At 41.1% G+C, this 16,591-nt stretch carries 16 protein-coding genes; 10 read left to right on the top strand and 6 right to left on the bottom strand.

The features are described from left to right. Window positions 1–503 precede the first annotated feature (503 nt). Window positions 504–3,206 (top strand): bifunctional acetaldehyde-CoA/alcohol dehydrogenase, encoded by a 2,703-nt coding sequence (gene adhE, locus N646_RS05940; protein WP_005380731.1) that lies wholly within the window; start codon window positions 504–506, stop codon window positions 3,204–3,206. Between the two features lie 143 nt (window positions 3,207–3,349). On the opposite strand, the gene N646_RS05935 is transcribed toward adhE, so the two are convergent. The 3 genes from N646_RS05935 to sodB form a co-directional block, all read right to left on the bottom strand. Then, complete coding sequence (locus tag N646_RS05935; RefSeq protein ID WP_005380732.1) at window positions 3,350–4,093, bottom strand: SDR family oxidoreductase; 744 nt, start codon at window positions 4,091–4,093, stop codon at window positions 3,350–3,352. Between the two features lie 134 nt (window positions 4,094–4,227). After that, complete coding sequence (locus tag N646_RS05930) at window positions 4,228–4,731, bottom strand: VC2046/SO_2500 family protein (protein ID WP_017821148.1); 504 nt, start codon at window positions 4,729–4,731, stop codon at window positions 4,228–4,230. A 153-nt stretch (window positions 4,732–4,884) separates the two neighbouring features. After that, window positions 4,885–5,469: a superoxide dismutase [Fe] gene (sodB, locus tag N646_RS05925; RefSeq protein WP_005396533.1), complete on the bottom strand. Its 585-nt coding sequence runs from the start codon at window positions 5,467–5,469 to the stop codon at window positions 4,885–4,887. Between the two features lie 285 nt (window positions 5,470–5,754). Between sodB and N646_RS05920 the strand changes: the two genes are divergently transcribed. The 3 genes from N646_RS05920 to N646_RS05910 all read left to right on the top strand — a co-directional run bounded on the left by N646_RS05920 (window position 5,755) and on the right by N646_RS05910 (window position 7,852). Then, complete coding sequence (locus N646_RS05920) at window positions 5,755–6,090, top strand: Grx4 family monothiol glutaredoxin (RefSeq protein WP_017635833.1); 336 nt, start codon at window positions 5,755–5,757, stop codon at window positions 6,088–6,090. Window positions 6,091–6,507: 417 nt separating this feature from the next. Beyond that, a complete protein-coding gene (locus tag N646_RS05915) occupies window positions 6,508–7,083 on the top strand; it encodes a hypothetical protein (protein ID WP_017821149.1) in 576 nt (191 codons plus the stop codon). Window positions 7,084–7,276: 193 nt separating this feature from the next. After that, entirely contained in the window at window positions 7,277–7,852 is a 576-nt protein-coding gene (locus N646_RS05910) for a hypothetical protein (RefSeq protein ID WP_017821150.1), read from the top strand. Between the two features lie 298 nt (window positions 7,853–8,150). Here the strand turns inward: N646_RS05910 and N646_RS05905 are convergent, their stop codons facing one another. Next, a complete protein-coding gene (locus N646_RS05905; RefSeq protein WP_017821151.1) occupies window positions 8,151–9,173 on the bottom strand; it encodes a phage integrase in 1,023 nt (340 codons plus the stop codon). A 245-nt stretch (window positions 9,174–9,418) separates the two neighbouring features. On the opposite strand from N646_RS05905, the gene N646_RS05900 reads away from it, so the two are divergent. The 3 genes from N646_RS05900 to N646_RS05890 all read left to right on the top strand — a co-directional run bounded on the left by N646_RS05900 (window position 9,419) and on the right by N646_RS05890 (window position 12,894). Beyond that, a complete protein-coding gene (locus tag N646_RS05900) occupies window positions 9,419–10,207 on the top strand; it encodes a hypothetical protein (RefSeq protein WP_017821152.1) in 789 nt (262 codons plus the stop codon). Window positions 10,208–10,453: 246 nt separating this feature from the next. Continuing rightward, window positions 10,454–12,007 carry a ParB/Srx family N-terminal domain-containing protein gene (locus tag N646_RS05895; RefSeq protein WP_017821153.1) on the top strand — a complete coding sequence of 518 codons (1,554 nt, stop codon included), beginning with the start codon at window positions 10,454–10,456 and terminating at the stop codon, window positions 12,005–12,007. Then, on the top strand, window positions 12,007–12,894 hold the full coding sequence (locus tag N646_RS05890; protein ID WP_017821154.1) for a DNA adenine methylase: 888 nt from the start codon (window positions 12,007–12,009) through the stop codon (window positions 12,892–12,894). Before N646_RS05895 ends, N646_RS05890 begins: the two co-directional genes overlap by 1 nt. Window positions 12,895–12,919: 25 nt before the next feature. Here N646_RS05890 and N646_RS05885 read toward each other — a convergent pair whose 3' ends face one another. Together N646_RS05885 and N646_RS05880 are read right to left on the bottom strand one after the other, a co-directional pair. Then, the gene (locus tag N646_RS05885; protein WP_017821155.1) at window positions 12,920–14,473 is read right to left on the bottom strand and encodes an AAA family ATPase; all 1,554 of its coding nucleotides are present in this window, start codon (window positions 14,471–14,473) and stop codon (window positions 12,920–12,922) included. 122 nt (window positions 14,474–14,595) lie between these two features. Beyond that, entirely contained in the window at window positions 14,596–15,234 is a 639-nt protein-coding gene (locus tag N646_RS05880) for a phage repressor protein CI (protein ID WP_017821156.1), read from the bottom strand. A 148-nt stretch (window positions 15,235–15,382) separates the two neighbouring features. Between N646_RS05880 and N646_RS05875 the strand changes: the two genes are divergently transcribed. The 3 genes from N646_RS05875 (at window position 15,383) to N646_RS05865 (ending at window position 16,590) form a co-directional block, all read left to right on the top strand. Next, a complete protein-coding gene (locus N646_RS05875) occupies window positions 15,383–15,595 on the top strand; it encodes a hypothetical protein (protein ID WP_017821157.1) in 213 nt (70 codons plus the stop codon). A gap of 110 nt (window positions 15,596–15,705) precedes the next feature. Further along, window positions 15,706–16,245 (top strand): phage regulatory CII family protein, encoded by a 540-nt coding sequence (locus N646_RS05870; RefSeq protein WP_017821158.1) that lies wholly within the window; start codon window positions 15,706–15,708, stop codon window positions 16,243–16,245. A 9-nt stretch (window positions 16,246–16,254) separates the two neighbouring features. Next, window positions 16,255–16,590 (top strand): hypothetical protein, encoded by a 336-nt coding sequence (locus tag N646_RS05865; RefSeq protein ID WP_017821159.1) that lies wholly within the window; start codon window positions 16,255–16,257, stop codon window positions 16,588–16,590. The last annotated feature ends 1 nt before the right edge of the window (window position 16,591 follow it).

The following is a 16,591-nucleotide window of genomic DNA, read 5'->3' as shown; positions in this document are numbered from 1 at the left end:
TATCTAATCTGGAAAGGAAATGTTACGCATAAGGTTGCTGATAAATTGCACTGTTTTACATAAACGTTAACATTCGCACATTTTTGATAAAAACCAAGGTGGTTTGTAGAGAGATGTATTCGGTTCGATATACTCTCAGTAGCACAAAGAATTGGGCCTACATGTAATTTTGTTGGTCAAAAATGAAACTTTTTTACAGGTTGTTGTAGTTTCTTTTATTTATTTGTCCATTTGCTTCTTTTTTACTCAATAAAAAATGAAAGTTAATTTATTTGTTTATCAGTGATTTATGTCATTTTGGTGTGATGAGGCACCACTTTGGTAGTATTTAGGTGGTGAGAACTGATCCAAGTCAATTTTTTTCACACTCTGAAATATTATACTCAGTCCTGAAAGCAATTTACTAAGACGTTTGTTTTCTAAGTGACTGATAAACAGTAAAAACGATAAGTAATAGCCTTAGTAAAAAGTTTTTAATATTTGTTAATTTTAGGAGATTCCCTATGCCTGTAACTAATATGGCTGAACTAGATGCAATGGTTGCTCGCGTTAAGAAAGCGCAAGAAGAGTTCGCTACTTACTCTCAAGAGCAAGTAGATAAAATCTTTCGTGCAGCATCGCTTGCAGCTAACCAGGCCCGTATCCCGCTAGCTCAACAAGCGGTAGAAGAATCTGGTATGGGTATTGTTGAAGATAAAGTAATCAAGAACCACTTCGCTTCTGAGTTTATCTACAACAAATACAAAGACGAACAAACGTGTGGCATCTTAGAAGAGGATGACAACCTAGGTACTATGACTATCGCTGAGCCTGTAGGCATCATCTGCGGTATCGTACCAACGACTAACCCAACTTCTACAGCGATCTTCAAATCTCTAATCTCTTTGAAGACTCGTAACGGTATCATCTTCTCACCACACCCACGTGCGAAAAACTCAACTAACGATGCAGCTAAACTCGTTCTAGATGCAGCAGTAGCAGCAGGCGCACCAAAAGACATCATCGGTTGGATCGACCAGCCTTCTGTTGAGCTTTCAAACGCTCTAATGAAACACGATGACATCGCTCTTATCCTTGCAACTGGTGGTCCAGGCATGGTTAAAGCCGCTTACTCTTCTGGTAAGCCAGCAATCGGTGTAGGTGCAGGTAACGTTCCGGTTGTTATCGATGAAACAGCAGACATCAAACGTGCTGTTGCTTCTATCCTTATGTCTAAGACTTTCGACAACGGTGTAGTATGTGCTTCTGAGCAAGCTGCAATCGTAGTTGATGAAGTATACGACGAAGTGAAAGAGCGTTTTGCTTCTCACAAAGCTTATGTCCTAAGCAAAGCAGAAGCTGATAAAGTTCGTAAAGTGCTTCTTATCGATGGCGCGCTAAACGCGAAAATCGTAGGTCAGCCAGCAGCAGCAATCGCTGAAATGGCAGGCGTTAAAGTTCCAGCAGACACTAAAGTTCTTGTTGGTGAAGGTCTGGGCAAAGTATCTCACGATGACGCATTCGCTCACGAGAAACTATCTCCAACTCTAGGTCTATTCCGTGCTGACAACTTCGAAGACGCGGTTGCTCAAGCGGTAACTATGGTTGAGATTGGTGGTATCGGCCACACATCTGGTCTTTACACTAACCAAGATACTAACGCTGACCGTATCCGTTACTTCGGTGACAAGATGAAGACAGCTCGTATCCTAATCAACATCCCGACTACTCACGGCGGTATCGGTGACTTGTACAACTTCAACGTTGCGCCATCTCTAACGCTAGGTTGTGGTTCTTGGGGTGGTAACTCTATCTCTGAGAACGTAGGTCCTAAACACCTAATCAACAAGAAAACTGTAGCGAAGCGAGCTGAAAACATGTTGTGGCATAAACTACCTAAGTCAATCTACTTCCGTCGTGGTAGCCTTCCAATCGCACTGGGCGACCTAGAAGGTAAGAAACGTGCATTCCTAGTAACTGACCGTTTCCTATTCAACAACGGTTACGCAGATGACGTAGTAAGCCTACTAAAAGCTCAAGGCATGGAAGTTCAAACATTCTTCGATGTTGAAGCTGACCCAACACTGTCTGTAGTAGAAAAAGGTGCGGCTCAAATGGCTAGCTACCAACCTGACGTTATCCTAGCGCTAGGCGGTGGTTCACCAATGGATGCAGCGAAAATCATGTGGGTAATGTACGAACACCCAGAAACTCACTTTGAAGAACTAGCAATGCGCTTTATGGACATCCGTAAACGTATCTACAAGTTCCCTAAAATGGGTAAAAAAGCTGAGCTTGTATGTATCACTACAACTTCAGGTACTGGCTCAGAAGTTACTCCATTCGCGGTTGTTACTGACGACAAGACTGGTGCTAAATACCCACTAGCTGACTACGAAATCACGCCAAACATGGCAATCGTTGATGCTAACCTAGTAATGAACATGCCTAAGTCTCTAACAGCATTTGGTGGTTACGATGCAGTAACTCACGCTCTAGAAGCTTACGTATCAGTTCTTGCTAACGAATACTCAGATGGCCAAGCTCTTCAAGCACTTAAGATGCTAAAAGAGTACCTACCATCAAGCTATGCGAACGGTGCAAATGACCCAATCGCTCGTGAGAAAGTACACAACGCAGCTACTATCGCTGGTGTTGCATTTGCGAACGCATTCCTAGGTGTTTGTCACTCAATGGCTCACAAACTGGGTGCTGAGTTCCACTTGCCACACGGCCTAGCTAACGCACTACTTATCTCTAACGTGGTACGTTACAACGCGAACGACAATCCAACTAAACAAACTGCGTTCTCTCAATACGACCGTCCACAAGCACGTCGTCGTTACGCTGAAGTTGCTGACCACCTAGGCCTAAGCCAAGAAGGTGACCGTACTGCTCAGAAGATTGAACGTCTACTAGCATGGTTGGATGAACTAAAAGTTAACCTAGACATCCCAATGTCTATCCAAGCGGCAGGTGTTGCTGAATCAGATTTCGTAGCGAAACTGGATGAGCTAGCGGTAGAAGCGTTCGATGACCAATGTACTGGTGCGAACCCACGTTACCCTCTAATCAGCGAACTTAAAGATGTGTTGATGGCTTCTTACTACGGTAAAGCATTTGTTGAAGGCGAAACTTTCGAAGGTACAACTGTTATCAAGAAGAAAGCAGACCAAGAAGCAGCAAAAGCAGCACCTAAAGCAAAGAAAGAAAAAGCTGACGCGTAATTAAAAAATCGAGTGAGCAAGGTTTTCGCTAGCACGGAACCTTAATCGGGAAAAGGTTAAAGCCCCAGTCAAATGACTGGGGCTTTTTTTATTTTGGTGCAGGAGTTACATCTGGCTTGGGAAAACAGAGTTGCTGTGTATGCTTACACTTCGGTCGCAACTACTCGGCCACTGAAGTATTCATTCGCGACGATGTATGCTGTGTTGCGGACTAGTTCGTCTTGGATCTCAGCCCAGTGCCTCTCGTTGAGCTCTTCTTTTGTATGATTTACCGAGGGAATAACGCCGCCCACTCGAATGTTGAATGGTGTGAGTTCTTTTGCCCAGCTGTGAGTAAAACCTGACACCAACGCCGCCATGCTTTCAACTCCCGTAAAGTCTTCATGGTTGTCATGAGAAATGACGTTAACAATGACGCCTTTCTTGTTTCTGGCTCGAAAGCGCTCTGCTCCTACTTGGCCGTAGGTATAAAGGAAGCGTGCCGCAGACGACAAGTGATCAATGTAAGTACTCATTGGTTCTGGCGCCATTAAGCCAGGCATAGGAGAGCTAGTCCAGCAATTAACAATCACATCTGGTGTCGCACGTAGCTGTGATTCTATCTGGTCAAACAATAAGTTAATGGACGTTGTGTTATCACTACACACATTCATCGCATACACTTTGTCAGTGAAAGCGCTGATTTGCTCATAGCTCGCTCTCAAAGCGCTAGAATTTTGGTCACAAAGAATCAACGTTGCTCCAAGGTGAGCAAAGTGATTTGCACAGGTTCTTCCTATAACCGAACCTGCAGACGTGACGAGAATAATTGATTCTTTGATATCCATAGCACCTTCACTGTATCCATATGTGAAAAACAATACACCAGTGGTTTGTGCTAATAGCATGGTTGAAATTCGTTGGGTTCAGTGTGAAAGGCTTCAAACTAACGCTTTCGAGTGAGGACTATTGTGCGGTAATTTGTAAGATGTCACATTTCTGACGTGTAGGTATTGCAAGCTATTGGATAAAAAGCGGATCTCTATGCTTTAGCTTGAATTTGATGCTGACGTTGAGCCGTCACTAGCTGATTATATAGCCCAGCATCTGGGATCAGTTGTTTGTTGCGTTCGCCCAATCTGCGTCGCTCATGACCAGATAGGTTGTGATAAACCTCCTCTGGTAGGTTGAATGTGTCTTCAGGCAGGTAAGTCAGCGCATCTGGTTTTAGGTAATGGCTCAGCTTTGCGGAAGGCAATCCTGCATCGTGAAACTGTTTCGCTTGTTCAGCTGCGAGTTCATAGCTGCTGCCATCAGAACGAAGAGCTTGAGGTTGCGATAAACCCAATTGTTGGCGAAGAATACTATCACTGGTGATGACTTCCTGGACCTCTTCAACCGGGACCACATCGCGAACATCATTAGAGAACATAGACAGAATCAGTGAGAAATCCGCACGACGACCTTCGTGTACGGCATGGTTAATACCATTACCGAACTGAAGTTCGTTGATAATTGCAGCTTTGTCTAACGTATGAATTTGCATGATGTTCCTCGCTCGATGCTCTTTTAACGGCGTGGATAAGAAGAACTTTAGTAAAAGAGGGAATTATTTAAAGGTGCTAGGGAAGGCGAAACAAAAAAGCCCGCTAAATAGCGAGCTTTTGAATAAGACTAAATTGAACTTAGGGGAAGTATATTACTTCGCTAGGTTCTCAGCTACGAAGTCCCAGTTTACTAGAGCCCAGAAGCCGTTCATGTAATCAGGACGTACGTTGCGGTAATCGATGTAGTACGCGTGTTCCCATAGGTCAACAGTTAGAAGTGGTGTTGTACCTTCTTCTGTTAGAGGAGTAGCAGCGTTAGAAGTGTTAACGATCTCTAGAGAGCCATCAGCTTTCTTAACAAGCCAAGTCCATGAAGAACCGAAGTTGTTGATTGCTGAATCAGTAAACTTCGCTTTGAATTCTTCAAAAGAACCGAATGCTGCGTTGATTGCGTCTGCAACTGCGCCAGTTGGCTCGCCGCCCGCATTTGGAGCAAGACAGTGCCAGTAGAACGTGTGGTTCCAGATTTGCGCTGCGTTGTTGAATACGCCACCAGTAGAAGTCTTGATGATCTCTTCTAGAGTTTTGCCTTCGAACTCAGTACCAGGGATAAGACCGTTAAGCTTAACAACGTAAGTGTTGTGGTGCTTACCGTGGTGGTAGTCTAGAGTCTCTGCTGAGATGTGTGGTTCTAGTGCGTCTTTCGCGTAAGGAAGAGCTGGTAGTTCAAATGCCATTACTCGATTCTCCATTGATTTGAAAGGATGACCTTTCGATTGCTTCCAGTGTTTTTTTATAGCTATGTCGCCTTTAAGGCTGACTTGCTAAGTATTTTAGCAAGTTTTTACTTTATTAAAACCCCGATATGAAAATATTTTAAGAGGTTAGCAGTGGTGAAGTGCTGCATTGCTCGCCAATGAGCAACCTAAAATTAAGCCTTATTAATTATATGGTTTTTATTCTGTCGTTATTGAGTAGAATGTGGCAAATAAATAAAGTTCAAACCCATGAATGAGGAAGCGATGGAAACTATCGACAAAATCAAACAGCAGATCTCTGAAAACTCAATCCTGCTGTACATGAAAGGATCACCGAAACTACCTAGCTGTGGTTTCTCTTCTCAAGCGTCACAGGCACTAATGGCATGTGGTGAGAAGTTCGCTTACGTAGACATTCTGCAAAACCCAGATATCCGTGCTGAGTTACCAAAGTACGCGCAATGGCCAACTTTCCCTCAACTATGGGTTGAAGGTGAGCTTATCGGCGGTTGTGACATTATTCTAGAAATGTTCCAAAAAGGTGAACTGCAGCCTCTAATCAAAGAAGCAGCAGCGCGCGCTGAAGATCAAGCTGAGTAATTCGTAAATACTCACATTTAGCGATAGAATACGAAGGAGCCGTACTGGCTCCTTTTTCTTTTTAGGTTAGTGGAATGAACATAAAGCTTTGTTCTAACTGCCTATCTCGTAAACCTCGCGAAGCCATGTTAATCCCGCCTAGTGTATACAAAAATTCCAGTATGAATTTTGATGTATATTGGCGTGTAATTACGATGTATGCTGCCATCTATTTCGTAAAGTCGTTTTCAAACATCATTGCTTACACGTCTTTGATAAGGGAGTTGCTACAAATGGTATTTGGTTAAGGAATTACACTAAAGGCAATTTAACTCCCCAGAATTTTTAGGCCAACTTATTTCGGCACAAAATGCACTCGAAGAGTAAGCCCCATCATAAATCAGCATTGGACGCTAAGAACCAAGTTTTGGGAGGATTATGACAGTTTACAAGATAATAGATAATTTAAGAGAATTTCAAACGGTCTGCTCTGGTCCCGATGAAATCGCTAGCCAGTTAGGTGACTTCGACTATTTTGAGAGGATCTTATTACAGGCTATTAAAAACCAATCTCTGCAAGATATTTGGAAGCCTGTGGAGGTAAAGTTTCAAGATGTATTTAAGTACAATTCTCTATTGCCTGATATTAGTTTATGGGCGCGAACATACCTTGTTTTATCTCCGAGGGCATATGAAATATTGAATGCTGATCTAAGTGAACACGGGGAGTTTTTACCTGCTAACTACCAAGGTGGGCAATGGTATTTATATGCATCACTGACTTTTGGACAGGAAAACAAGAGAAAGTGTGTAGAAAAAATCGCATATGGGAGCCGAGATGGGTTAGATACCCTTGTTTTTATTGACGATGATGTTAAAGACAAAATGGTTTTCAAGTCTCGGTTAGAAGGAGCGGGCACCTTGTACTGTACAGATAAGTTTAAGGCTTTGTGTGAACAAAATCAGCTCAATGGCATCATGTTTTCTTCTAATTTGACAGATCCATTTAATTAGTGATTTTTATTAATATGAAAATACTATTTCTCTGATTTTGAGGTTTGTAAGCACTGTAATGGTCGACGAGAAAATTAGCTTTCTCCTCTAAAACGCAGCTTTTTTAGGCCTGTTTCCTTCATGAAAAATGATTTGAAAAGTAACTTACCCATAGGTAGCACTTGGTAGTAAAACATGAGGAGTTGATAGATTAATGACGGTTTATAAAATTTTCGACTGTCACAATGAATATAAAATCGTGAGCACTACGCCTAGTTCTGTAGCTAGGCAGTTAGGTGACATGGATTTAATAGAAAAAATCTTTGTGCAGCCATTAGAAAACTTTTCTTTCAAAAGTATATGGGGTGAAGTAGATATTGAGTTTGAAGATGTTCTCAAGAAAGACTCATTACTTCCTGATATCAGTTTATGGTTACGGGTTTTCTTAGTGCTTTGCCCTAAAGCTTATGCATCTTTAAAAGAGCCATTGAGCAAAGTAGGCGAGTTCTTATCGATTCGCTATAAAGAAGAGGAATGGTACCTGTATACACCGTTGGAGTTTGGGCAAGAAGATGAAGATAAGTGCGTCCAAAAAATTGAATATGGCAGCTTAGCAGGTGTAGAGGTGTTAGTATTTAATGAAAGCGACGTTGCAGAAAAGGTTGTTTTCAAGTCAAAGATGCTAGGAGCGAGCTTTCTGTATTGTACTGAACATTTTAAGAGTTTGTGCGAACAAAATGAGCTAGGTGGGCTAGAGTTCTCAGCTGACAGACTTGTTTATCTAACCTAAGATCTACAATGAAACTTAACACGCCTCGTATAGACTGGCTTTAGAGCGAATTATTAAGATAAAGCAGTTTTTCAACTTATGAGACTGTATAATTACTCTGAGATTTTGAGATGATTTTAAAGGTTTAATTATTAAAGTGGATATAAAGCTTTATTATGTGTCGCCACCTTGCCTAACCTTCTTAATCCTTGCTATCCCTTGCTATACATAGAGTATAAGTAATTCATCAATCTGACTGTGACCTATAAATCACGACAAAAGCTGACCTTTGTCGCCATTTTGTCGCCATAATTGGCGACTAGATACTAAGATTTGTTAGTGGGTTGAAACGTACGGCATCACTCAGGTGATTTGGCGAAAAATGAGCGTAAATCATAGTGTGATCGATGTGCTGATGACCGAGGATTTCCTTAAGAACAAGAATGTTGCCGCCATTAGTCATAAAGTGACTTGCGAAGGTATGACGTAAAACGTGAGTCGCTTGTCCTTCTGGTAAATGGGGGAGGGCTTTAGTTAACCACTTGTATGCTACGCCGTAACCGCAAGTAAAAAGGCGGTCATTGGTTGGCTTATAAATTTGGTTATACAACTCTTCAGAAATTGGTACTGTTCTGTTGCGCTTACCTTTGGTGTTGTTGTAGGTAATGCGGTATTTCGTCAAGTTAGAACCCTTCAGATAAATAGCTTCCCTGATACGCGCACCAGTCGCTAGGCAAACTTTATATATCTTCGTTAGCTCATCACCAATCGGGCTTTGTTGAGCTACTTCAAACAGGAGATGAATCTCTTGTTCGGTCAGGAACGCAAGCTCAGACTCAGGCTTTTTGATTGCCTCAATACCGCTAACCGGATTTGGTAGCTTCCACTCACCAAGCTTTATTAACTTGTTGAACATCGCTTTTAGCAACCCAAAGTCCACATTGTTGGATGCAATAGAAAGCTCTTTGTGTTCTTGGCCACGCCCCTTGTTCATGCGGGCTGCTCGGTAAGTCGCGAGGTGTTTCGAGTTTAGTTGAGCTGCGATCGGGTCGCTTAAGTCTTCAACCATATTCCCTAAACGTAGACGAGTATGTTCTCCAGATTTCAGGTTCTTTCCGTGGAGCATGTACCAAAGTTCCACCAAGTTAGATAATCGACGGTGATCGGGTTTACTCCCTAACCATGGTTTGTCATCCACCTCTTTCATTAGATGCAACTCAAAAGCGGTAGCTTCGCCTTTGGTTGCAAATCGTTTACGGACACGTTTTCCTGCTCGACCTTGTGGGTAGCACTCGCATAGCCAAGGTTTTTTACTGCCGTCTTTAAGGTTTCGTGTAGTCATCTCAGTATAAACTTTACTGTTTTTATATACAGTATTTCTATGTCGGAGATTTTGCAATGTTTAAGTGGATGATGAACGAACAGGAATGACAATAATATAGTTGGTGCTATCAGGTGTGATTAAAGACGCTGTGTGGTGGAGTTTTTCTTATGAATTGTATTTATATGCAAAAAGTAACATTATGAGGGCGTCAACCAATCATTTTGAAGGCTAGCGAGGGTTTGTACTATGTTTGGAGTTAGAAAGTGAATGTTGAACAAGAACCGACGTGGGTTGGAGGAATATTGAAACTGTATCGAACCTTATTTGGGGTTGAAAATCTAATTCGGGCGCTGAACTTTTTTAGTGTCGTTGTAATTCTTGTATATTTATATTCAATGTTCATCCATCCCTTTATTGAAGGAAAGTGGAGTTGGCAGTATGTACATGGCGTGTGGTACTCATGGCAGGCTCTCAATGTGGGCATGCTAGCTTTTGGCTCTAGCTTGATTGCGTTTAACATATCTCGATATCATGTCACTAAACAGTTAGAAAGAGAATTTATAGCAGCTAAGGCTTTCTTGCCACAAGCGCTCAATGAATTATGTGACTATCTTAGAAAAAGCGCTAAGGTACTGAGTGAAGCATATGAAAACTCGAAAGAACCTAGGCGCAAGAGAAATGCTCTAAAGACTGAAATACCAGACACATATGAGCGTCATATCCCTATTTTCAAAGAATGTATAAAATCGGCAACGCCGGATGTAGCTGAATATTTGGCAAATATATTAATGCTACTGCAGATTCATGATGCAAGAATGAGAGCTATTCCGACGGATAGCTCAGGCAATCGATCATATAGAAAGTCTTGCTTGTATTCTTTAGGAGAACTTCAAGTATTGGTGGATGATTTGTTTGACTATGCTAGAAATGAGAAGCCATTTTCTGATTGTAAATTGACGATGGACAAATTTTCTAATGCATTCGCTGCGCTAAGTTTGAATACGTCGATACGGAATGAGCTAGAAGAGTACGTCAAAAACAAGCAATTTTAGTTAGGCTTGTTCAGGCAAAGGAATGATACCTCTACTATTGAACGATAGAGGTAAGTCAAGCTAGAGCATGCTCTCTAGCTTGACGCGGCACTTACACCAAATCTGTTTTTATATACAGTGTTAGTCTTTGATAATAGTCAAATTTTGCTCCAAATATAAGCAACCCTTCTCAAATGAGCATTAAGGTGCTTAACATACTCGTTTTATATGAATATCATACTTGTAGATATATAAGCTTGAGGTTTAATGAAAGTGGTTGGTAACAAAAATAAGTGGTGGGAAAAGCGTACACCCCGTTCGGTTGACTATTTGAAGCTCTGGAAAGAAAACCCCCGTTTTGATACGGCAGAAAGCCAATCGAGAATAAAGTTAGCTGACTTTGCTGAAGAAATTATCAATGAACCTTCAGACAAAGCGAGCTTTTTTGAGCTCATTAAATCGATCATCAAACTCGGCTTTATGGATTTTGAACCCATTGTTGTTTGGAAAGACGAGACTGAACGCTATATTGTTGCAGAAGGAAATCGTCGTATTTTGGCTCTCAAACTGCTGCGGAATCCAGAGAAAGCGCCTAAATCAATTCGTAAGTTCATTTTGCAGCAGTCAAAGCTCATTGACCGAAACGACATTGAAAAAGTGCAAGTCTGTGTAGCACCAAGCCTAGAAGCAACACGCTGGTATGTTTTACAGCGTCATTCGACTAGCTCTATTCAGAAACCGTGGCAGCGTTTGCAGCAACAGCGCTTCATTGTGAGTTTGTATGATGAGTACGAACACGATATTGATAAAATTATATCAGTCACAGGTTTTACTCGTTCAGAGATAATTCAGGCACTCAGATATGTTCAGTTGCGTGATTTAGCTACTCGTAAACAAGTTACAGACTTGATGAGTGAGGAAGAAAAAGAGCTGATTTATAGCAACCGTATATCTATGACTATTCTAGAGCGTTGGTTTGCTAGTGAGTCAGTTCGAGATCGGTGGGGAGTTCAGTTTGATGGAATGAAAGTTAAAATAACTTCGAACGAAGATAGTTTTCTCCATGCGTATGGTAAGTTTCTTAAACTGATGTTTAATATTGAACCCAATGACTTAGACTTTGCTGTGAACACTCGTTCGATACCAGAAAGGAACGAGAGTATATTTGCTGTACTTCCAGAAGTTACTTTCCCAGAAAATGGAAAAGAAAAAGTACTTTCAACATCGATAGACTCTCCAGAAAAAATCGAACCGAACAGTCCTAGTAATGGTACGGAACCTAAAGCTGAAACAACCAATAACGTTAATGAGCAAGCTAGTGTATCTGGTTCTACTCAAATTAAGTTGGACGTACCAGTTAAGCTTAAGAGTAATAGACTTCGAATGGTCATTCCCCAAACGACGATCAAGGTGCATAGCGCAAAACTCAATAGCCTATTTGCTGAACTAAAAAAAGTGCCAGTGCATCTTTATACTCATTCGGCATCTATAACTCTTCGCGTATTTCTTGATCTTTCAGTCGATGATTTTATTCGTAGAAATGAATTAGAAAAGCTCGTGGCCAAACAGTACAACAAAGACTACAATCATACTATCCTCCAGCAACGTCTTAAGTTTTTGTGCGATAGTCATGTAAAGGAAACACAAGCAAACAAGGTTATCAGTAAGCTACTTCAGCCAAACAATGAACACAGTTTAGATACGTTGAACAGCTATATGCATGGACATGAAACCCATAAAATTGATTATAGATTTGTAAATGGCTTTTGGGATATGCTTACGCCCCTGCTAAAAGTCCTGATTGAATTGAAGGAAAGATAATGTTTTATTCACCGCTAAGGTATCCAGGTGGGAAGTCCAAGCTTACCGCATATGTCGTGGAGACTCTCAAGCTAAATGGGCTTGAGGGGGGAACGTACGTGGAGCCATTCGCCGGTGGGTGTGCAATCGCATGGTATCTACTTTTAGAAGGGCATGTTGAAAATGTGTGGGTTAACGATTTAGACCCTGCGATTCATGCTTTCTGGTATAGCGTGTTAAATCGAACTGATGAGCTTTGTCAGTTGATAGAAAACACCGACGTTACAATAGAAGAGTGGTTCAGACAAAAGGAAGTTTATTCCAATGACAAGACTAACTCTCTTCAATTGGGATTTGCGACGTTTTTCTTAAATAGAACAAACCGTTCTGGGATCATTAAAGCTGGTGTGATCGGTGGTCTAGAGCAAAATGGTAACTACCTACTAGACTGTAGATATAACAAAGAAAGATTGACTCAGCAAATTAGGGCTATTGCTGCGCGTAGGGAAAACATAGTTTTAACTAATGTCGACGCTACATTGTTTATTGATGAATACCTACCAGATATCGACGGCCCATGTCTCGTTAATATCGACCCGCCTTACTATGTTAAAGGCAAAGGTCTTTACCAAAATTTCTTTAAGCATGATGATCACTATCGTCTTTACCGCAGTGTGAGAAATATTCAGCATCCTTGGATTGTAACCTATGATGATACTCCCGAGATTGCTGGTATATACGCAGAGTTTGATCCACAACCATTTGGTCTAACATATACGGCACAAACAAAACGCAAAGGCTCTGAGCTTATCATTCATAGCCCAACTATCCATAAGGTATTGTTTAAACCTGACATCTCATTTAATGAACTGAGAAAGTTAAAAAATCTTGGTAAACCACTAAAGTAAAAGGGCTCCATTAGGAGCCTTTTTATTATTCGGTATGTTTCAATATTTCTTCGTGAATTTTCTTGAATCTAGAAACAAAATCTTCTTTTACTTCTGGGTATGCCTCAAAATATCGCTTATAGAGGTGACTGGCATGGCGCCCCCAATTATTTGTTCCTAATTGTCTGTTGTACCAAGCTTTTGCTTTACCGCGATCTAATAATATATCGTTAAGAGTAAAATCTAGAAAGCAATGTTGTTTAGAATAGTCTGGATTCTTAGATGTCCAAAATGAATCTGCTTCAGGTAGGTTATGCAAGAAATTAGCTAAAGTTCCTTCAGGTCTTTGCTCCCCAGGTATGCATATAAAATTTTTGAGGCGCCTTTTCTGTAAAATAGGAGCTGCATCCCCATCCAAGACAACGATGGAATGCGGGAATGTAAAAGTTGGAACTTTTTTTGTAGCCATTTGAACATAATTACCACAGCCTAAACTTATATCTGAAAAGGCAATGTTATTTACAGTCCTTCCTAGTGATGCCTTCACAAAATGTATACACTCAGGATCTTCTGTATAAATTGTAAGTTTTGGCTTAGGCGGTACTGGCTCTCCTAGTGATAACTTTAAATTATGAAGTATTCGATCATATTCAAGATTGTCATCTATAAGAACTTTTCCATCCTGCTTTTTAAGATAAATGATTTTTACCTTTTTGGCTTTACGTTTTGAAAGAGCATCTGCCTTTTTAAGTAGTTCTAAAGAGTGCGTTGTCGCAATTACTTGGATTTTGTAATCTCGACAAATTTCCATAAAAGAATCAAGTAACTTAATTTGAGAGCCAGGATACAATGTTGCATCTATCTCATCTATAGCTAAAATACCCCCTTCATACTTCTCGCCATACTTGTCTTTCAATCGTTTGAAAGACAAGATGGCTAATAAAATTTTGCCTATATTATCTTGGCCTGCAGAGTTTGTATTCCAATCATATGTCTTTGTGCTAACACCTAAAGTAGCTTTGTTTGGACTTTTTACATAATCAACAGAGTTTAATACCTCTGAATGATTAATCATTATCTTTTTATAGTAGGTAGAGAACCAAACATTTTCTTCTTCGGTTAGGGTGACATCAGTGCTCGTTGATATTTTAGAATCATCTTCTTCACCTATTGGAATCAATCGTTTGAGGCTAAGGTAAATAACTGGTAGTTGGATATAGCCACTTCCTGCAGACCGATCGCCTTTTCTCCAAAAACGAATCTTTCCTTTTTCTTTATCTCGAGAAATACTTTCAAGGGTAAAAGGTTTATTGTTGTTTTTTAAATGTAGAGTCCACTCATGTTGTTTGGCTTGGTCAAATATTGGAGATAAGCGAAACTTATCTTTGAATCTGGAGCGAAAATTGTCTCCTGATAACGGTAATTCACCATGTAATGGATGATCTTCATCAGTTATTGTAAACGGTTGGGATAACATCCCTAATAATGTGCTCTTTTGGGTGCCGTTTTGGCCTGCTATTAGAGTAACCCATTCACCTAATGTAAATGCCGTATTCTCGAAAGCTCTAAACCTCGAAATGTCAACTTTATCGATAATCATTGTCTAACTTATTTTGCTATTGAGTGAATATGGATGTTGTACCATATAAAATGTCAAAGCTTAACGTTAGGATAAAAATCTGATGATACTCGTCACGTAACGGAAGATATATTTACTTATATCTATGTTTTTAGCGTGACTGCTACACGACCAATTACTTTTATAGCTTTCTCTGAAACTTCTACGGTGCTATCACCAAACACAACAGCCAGTTTTTTGCCTGGTAAGCGCTGGATATGATTGATCGACAAAGTACCGTCAATATCTATTAAGTATTTGCCCGAAGCTGGGTTTGTAGAGCTTTTGTCAACGAGATATATAGCTTCATTAGTTTCAACTTCAATTGTCGCGTCAGCTTTGAGGTTAAAGCTGTTAAACCTGCGGATAGCGTAAGGTAACTCACCAGTATCTAAAAGCTCCCCATTGGTCAGGCAATAGCTTTTGATCTGGACTGAGTTGTGTTTAGGTGAAGTTGTAGCGCTTGCTTCTTCGGCAGTACATTTTGTCGCTGAGTGAGCCTTAAACCGGTCCTCTGGCTTTAACGCCAAATCCACCATTGGGATTCCCAAAGCTAAATGAGCTCTTACCATGAGTTCATGGGAAGTTCGATTATGAGTATTCCAAGTGCTAAAAGTGCTTTTTGGTACGCCATATACGAACGCCATTTCTTGAAAGTTCTTACATCCCGTCAAATCCTTCAAATTTTCTGTGAAATCAGTGCCTTTCAAATAATCGAAAGGTTCTATTTTACGAATGCTCATGACTTAAAGTTCTCGTTTTCGAATTAATTTGTCATTTTTTGTTGAAAGTTCGAGAATGACGATCAATAATTCTTGTGTGTTTCGGAAGTCACGCCGACCAAAGCAAGAGACAACCGAAGAAGATAGACATAAATACAAGGATATCACCATGTTAACGTACAAGATACCTCCACTAAGTCCATATGTGACTTACGAAGAATACTCCCGCCTTACTGGTTTACCTATGGGCACCATCAAGCAATACGTGACTGAAGGTCGCGTCATCATCAAGCCCAAAGACAAACGCCGCGATAAGCCATTGATTAACATGGTTGCTATGCACGAAATGGCGGCACGTGAAGCCATTGCTGCACTTGGGTAAGTAATGGGCCTTTACTCTCTTGTTCTAGCTAAAATGCACAGCCTAATGTGGCTAAATGTGTTTACGTTGGTTGTCATTCTCGTACCGCCTTTCATGTAAGAGTGTGGATCATGGACTCAAATATCGCTATGTGCGGATTCCGCGAACGCAAACAGCAATCTTTTAACGCTGCATGTTGCGACTTCGCCATCAATCACAATATGGAAAAGCTGGCTCCACGCGTTGGCCTGACTGGGAGAATGCTGCGTAACAAGCTAAACCCAGAACAGCCTCACAAACTGGACCCTGTGGATTTGGCATTGCTGAGTAAAGAATCCGGCGATTACACCATTGTCAACACACTCTTTGCTGATCTAGGTGTCGTGACGGTTCAGTTACCTCAAGACGGGGAAGATAAGAACCTTTTAGAGCGCACGTTACTTAACAACCAATATTCAGGTGAGCTGTCTAGCGATGCAATGCACATGTGCAGTGCAGACCGTTTACCCCGCAGTCAAAAGCGCAAAACCATTGCCAAGGTTCAAGCGGCCATCGGCAACTTAGTTTTGTTCGTCAACGATTTAGAAAACCGCACCACCGGCTTTCAGCCACTCATGCAAATGGGCACAGATTTCCTCGCCAACGGTGCGCCACTTCCGGGCTTAGCCTAAGGAGAGCCAATGAGTCAGTTAGCTATTCAACAGGAACAACAAAACCAAATACCCAACGCCAACGAGAGCATTGCCGCTTGCAAAGCTTTGTTCAATGGTTCCGCTACACGCGGCAAGTTGAAGCAGTTGTGGAACGCGATGCCACCACGCTTTCGCGGTATGGTTTTAGTAGCCGGTGATCTGAAAGCCTCGGAGCATGTGCGAGAGTTTGAAAGCTTTAATGATTTGGAGCTTCAAAAAATCCGTGACGGCATGCAACAGATTAAAGAAATCGCAACGTTGTTCGATCGCAATCTTGGTGACGTTCGACGCCTCAAGCATTGCCAATTCAGCAGTACGCATTAAT

Source organism: Vibrio alginolyticus NBRC 15630 = ATCC 17749, from assembly GCF_000354175.2.
Classification (GTDB): Bacteria; Pseudomonadota; Gammaproteobacteria; order Enterobacterales; family Vibrionaceae; genus Vibrio; species Vibrio alginolyticus.
This window is presented reverse-complemented; position numbering and strand designations above follow the sequence as displayed.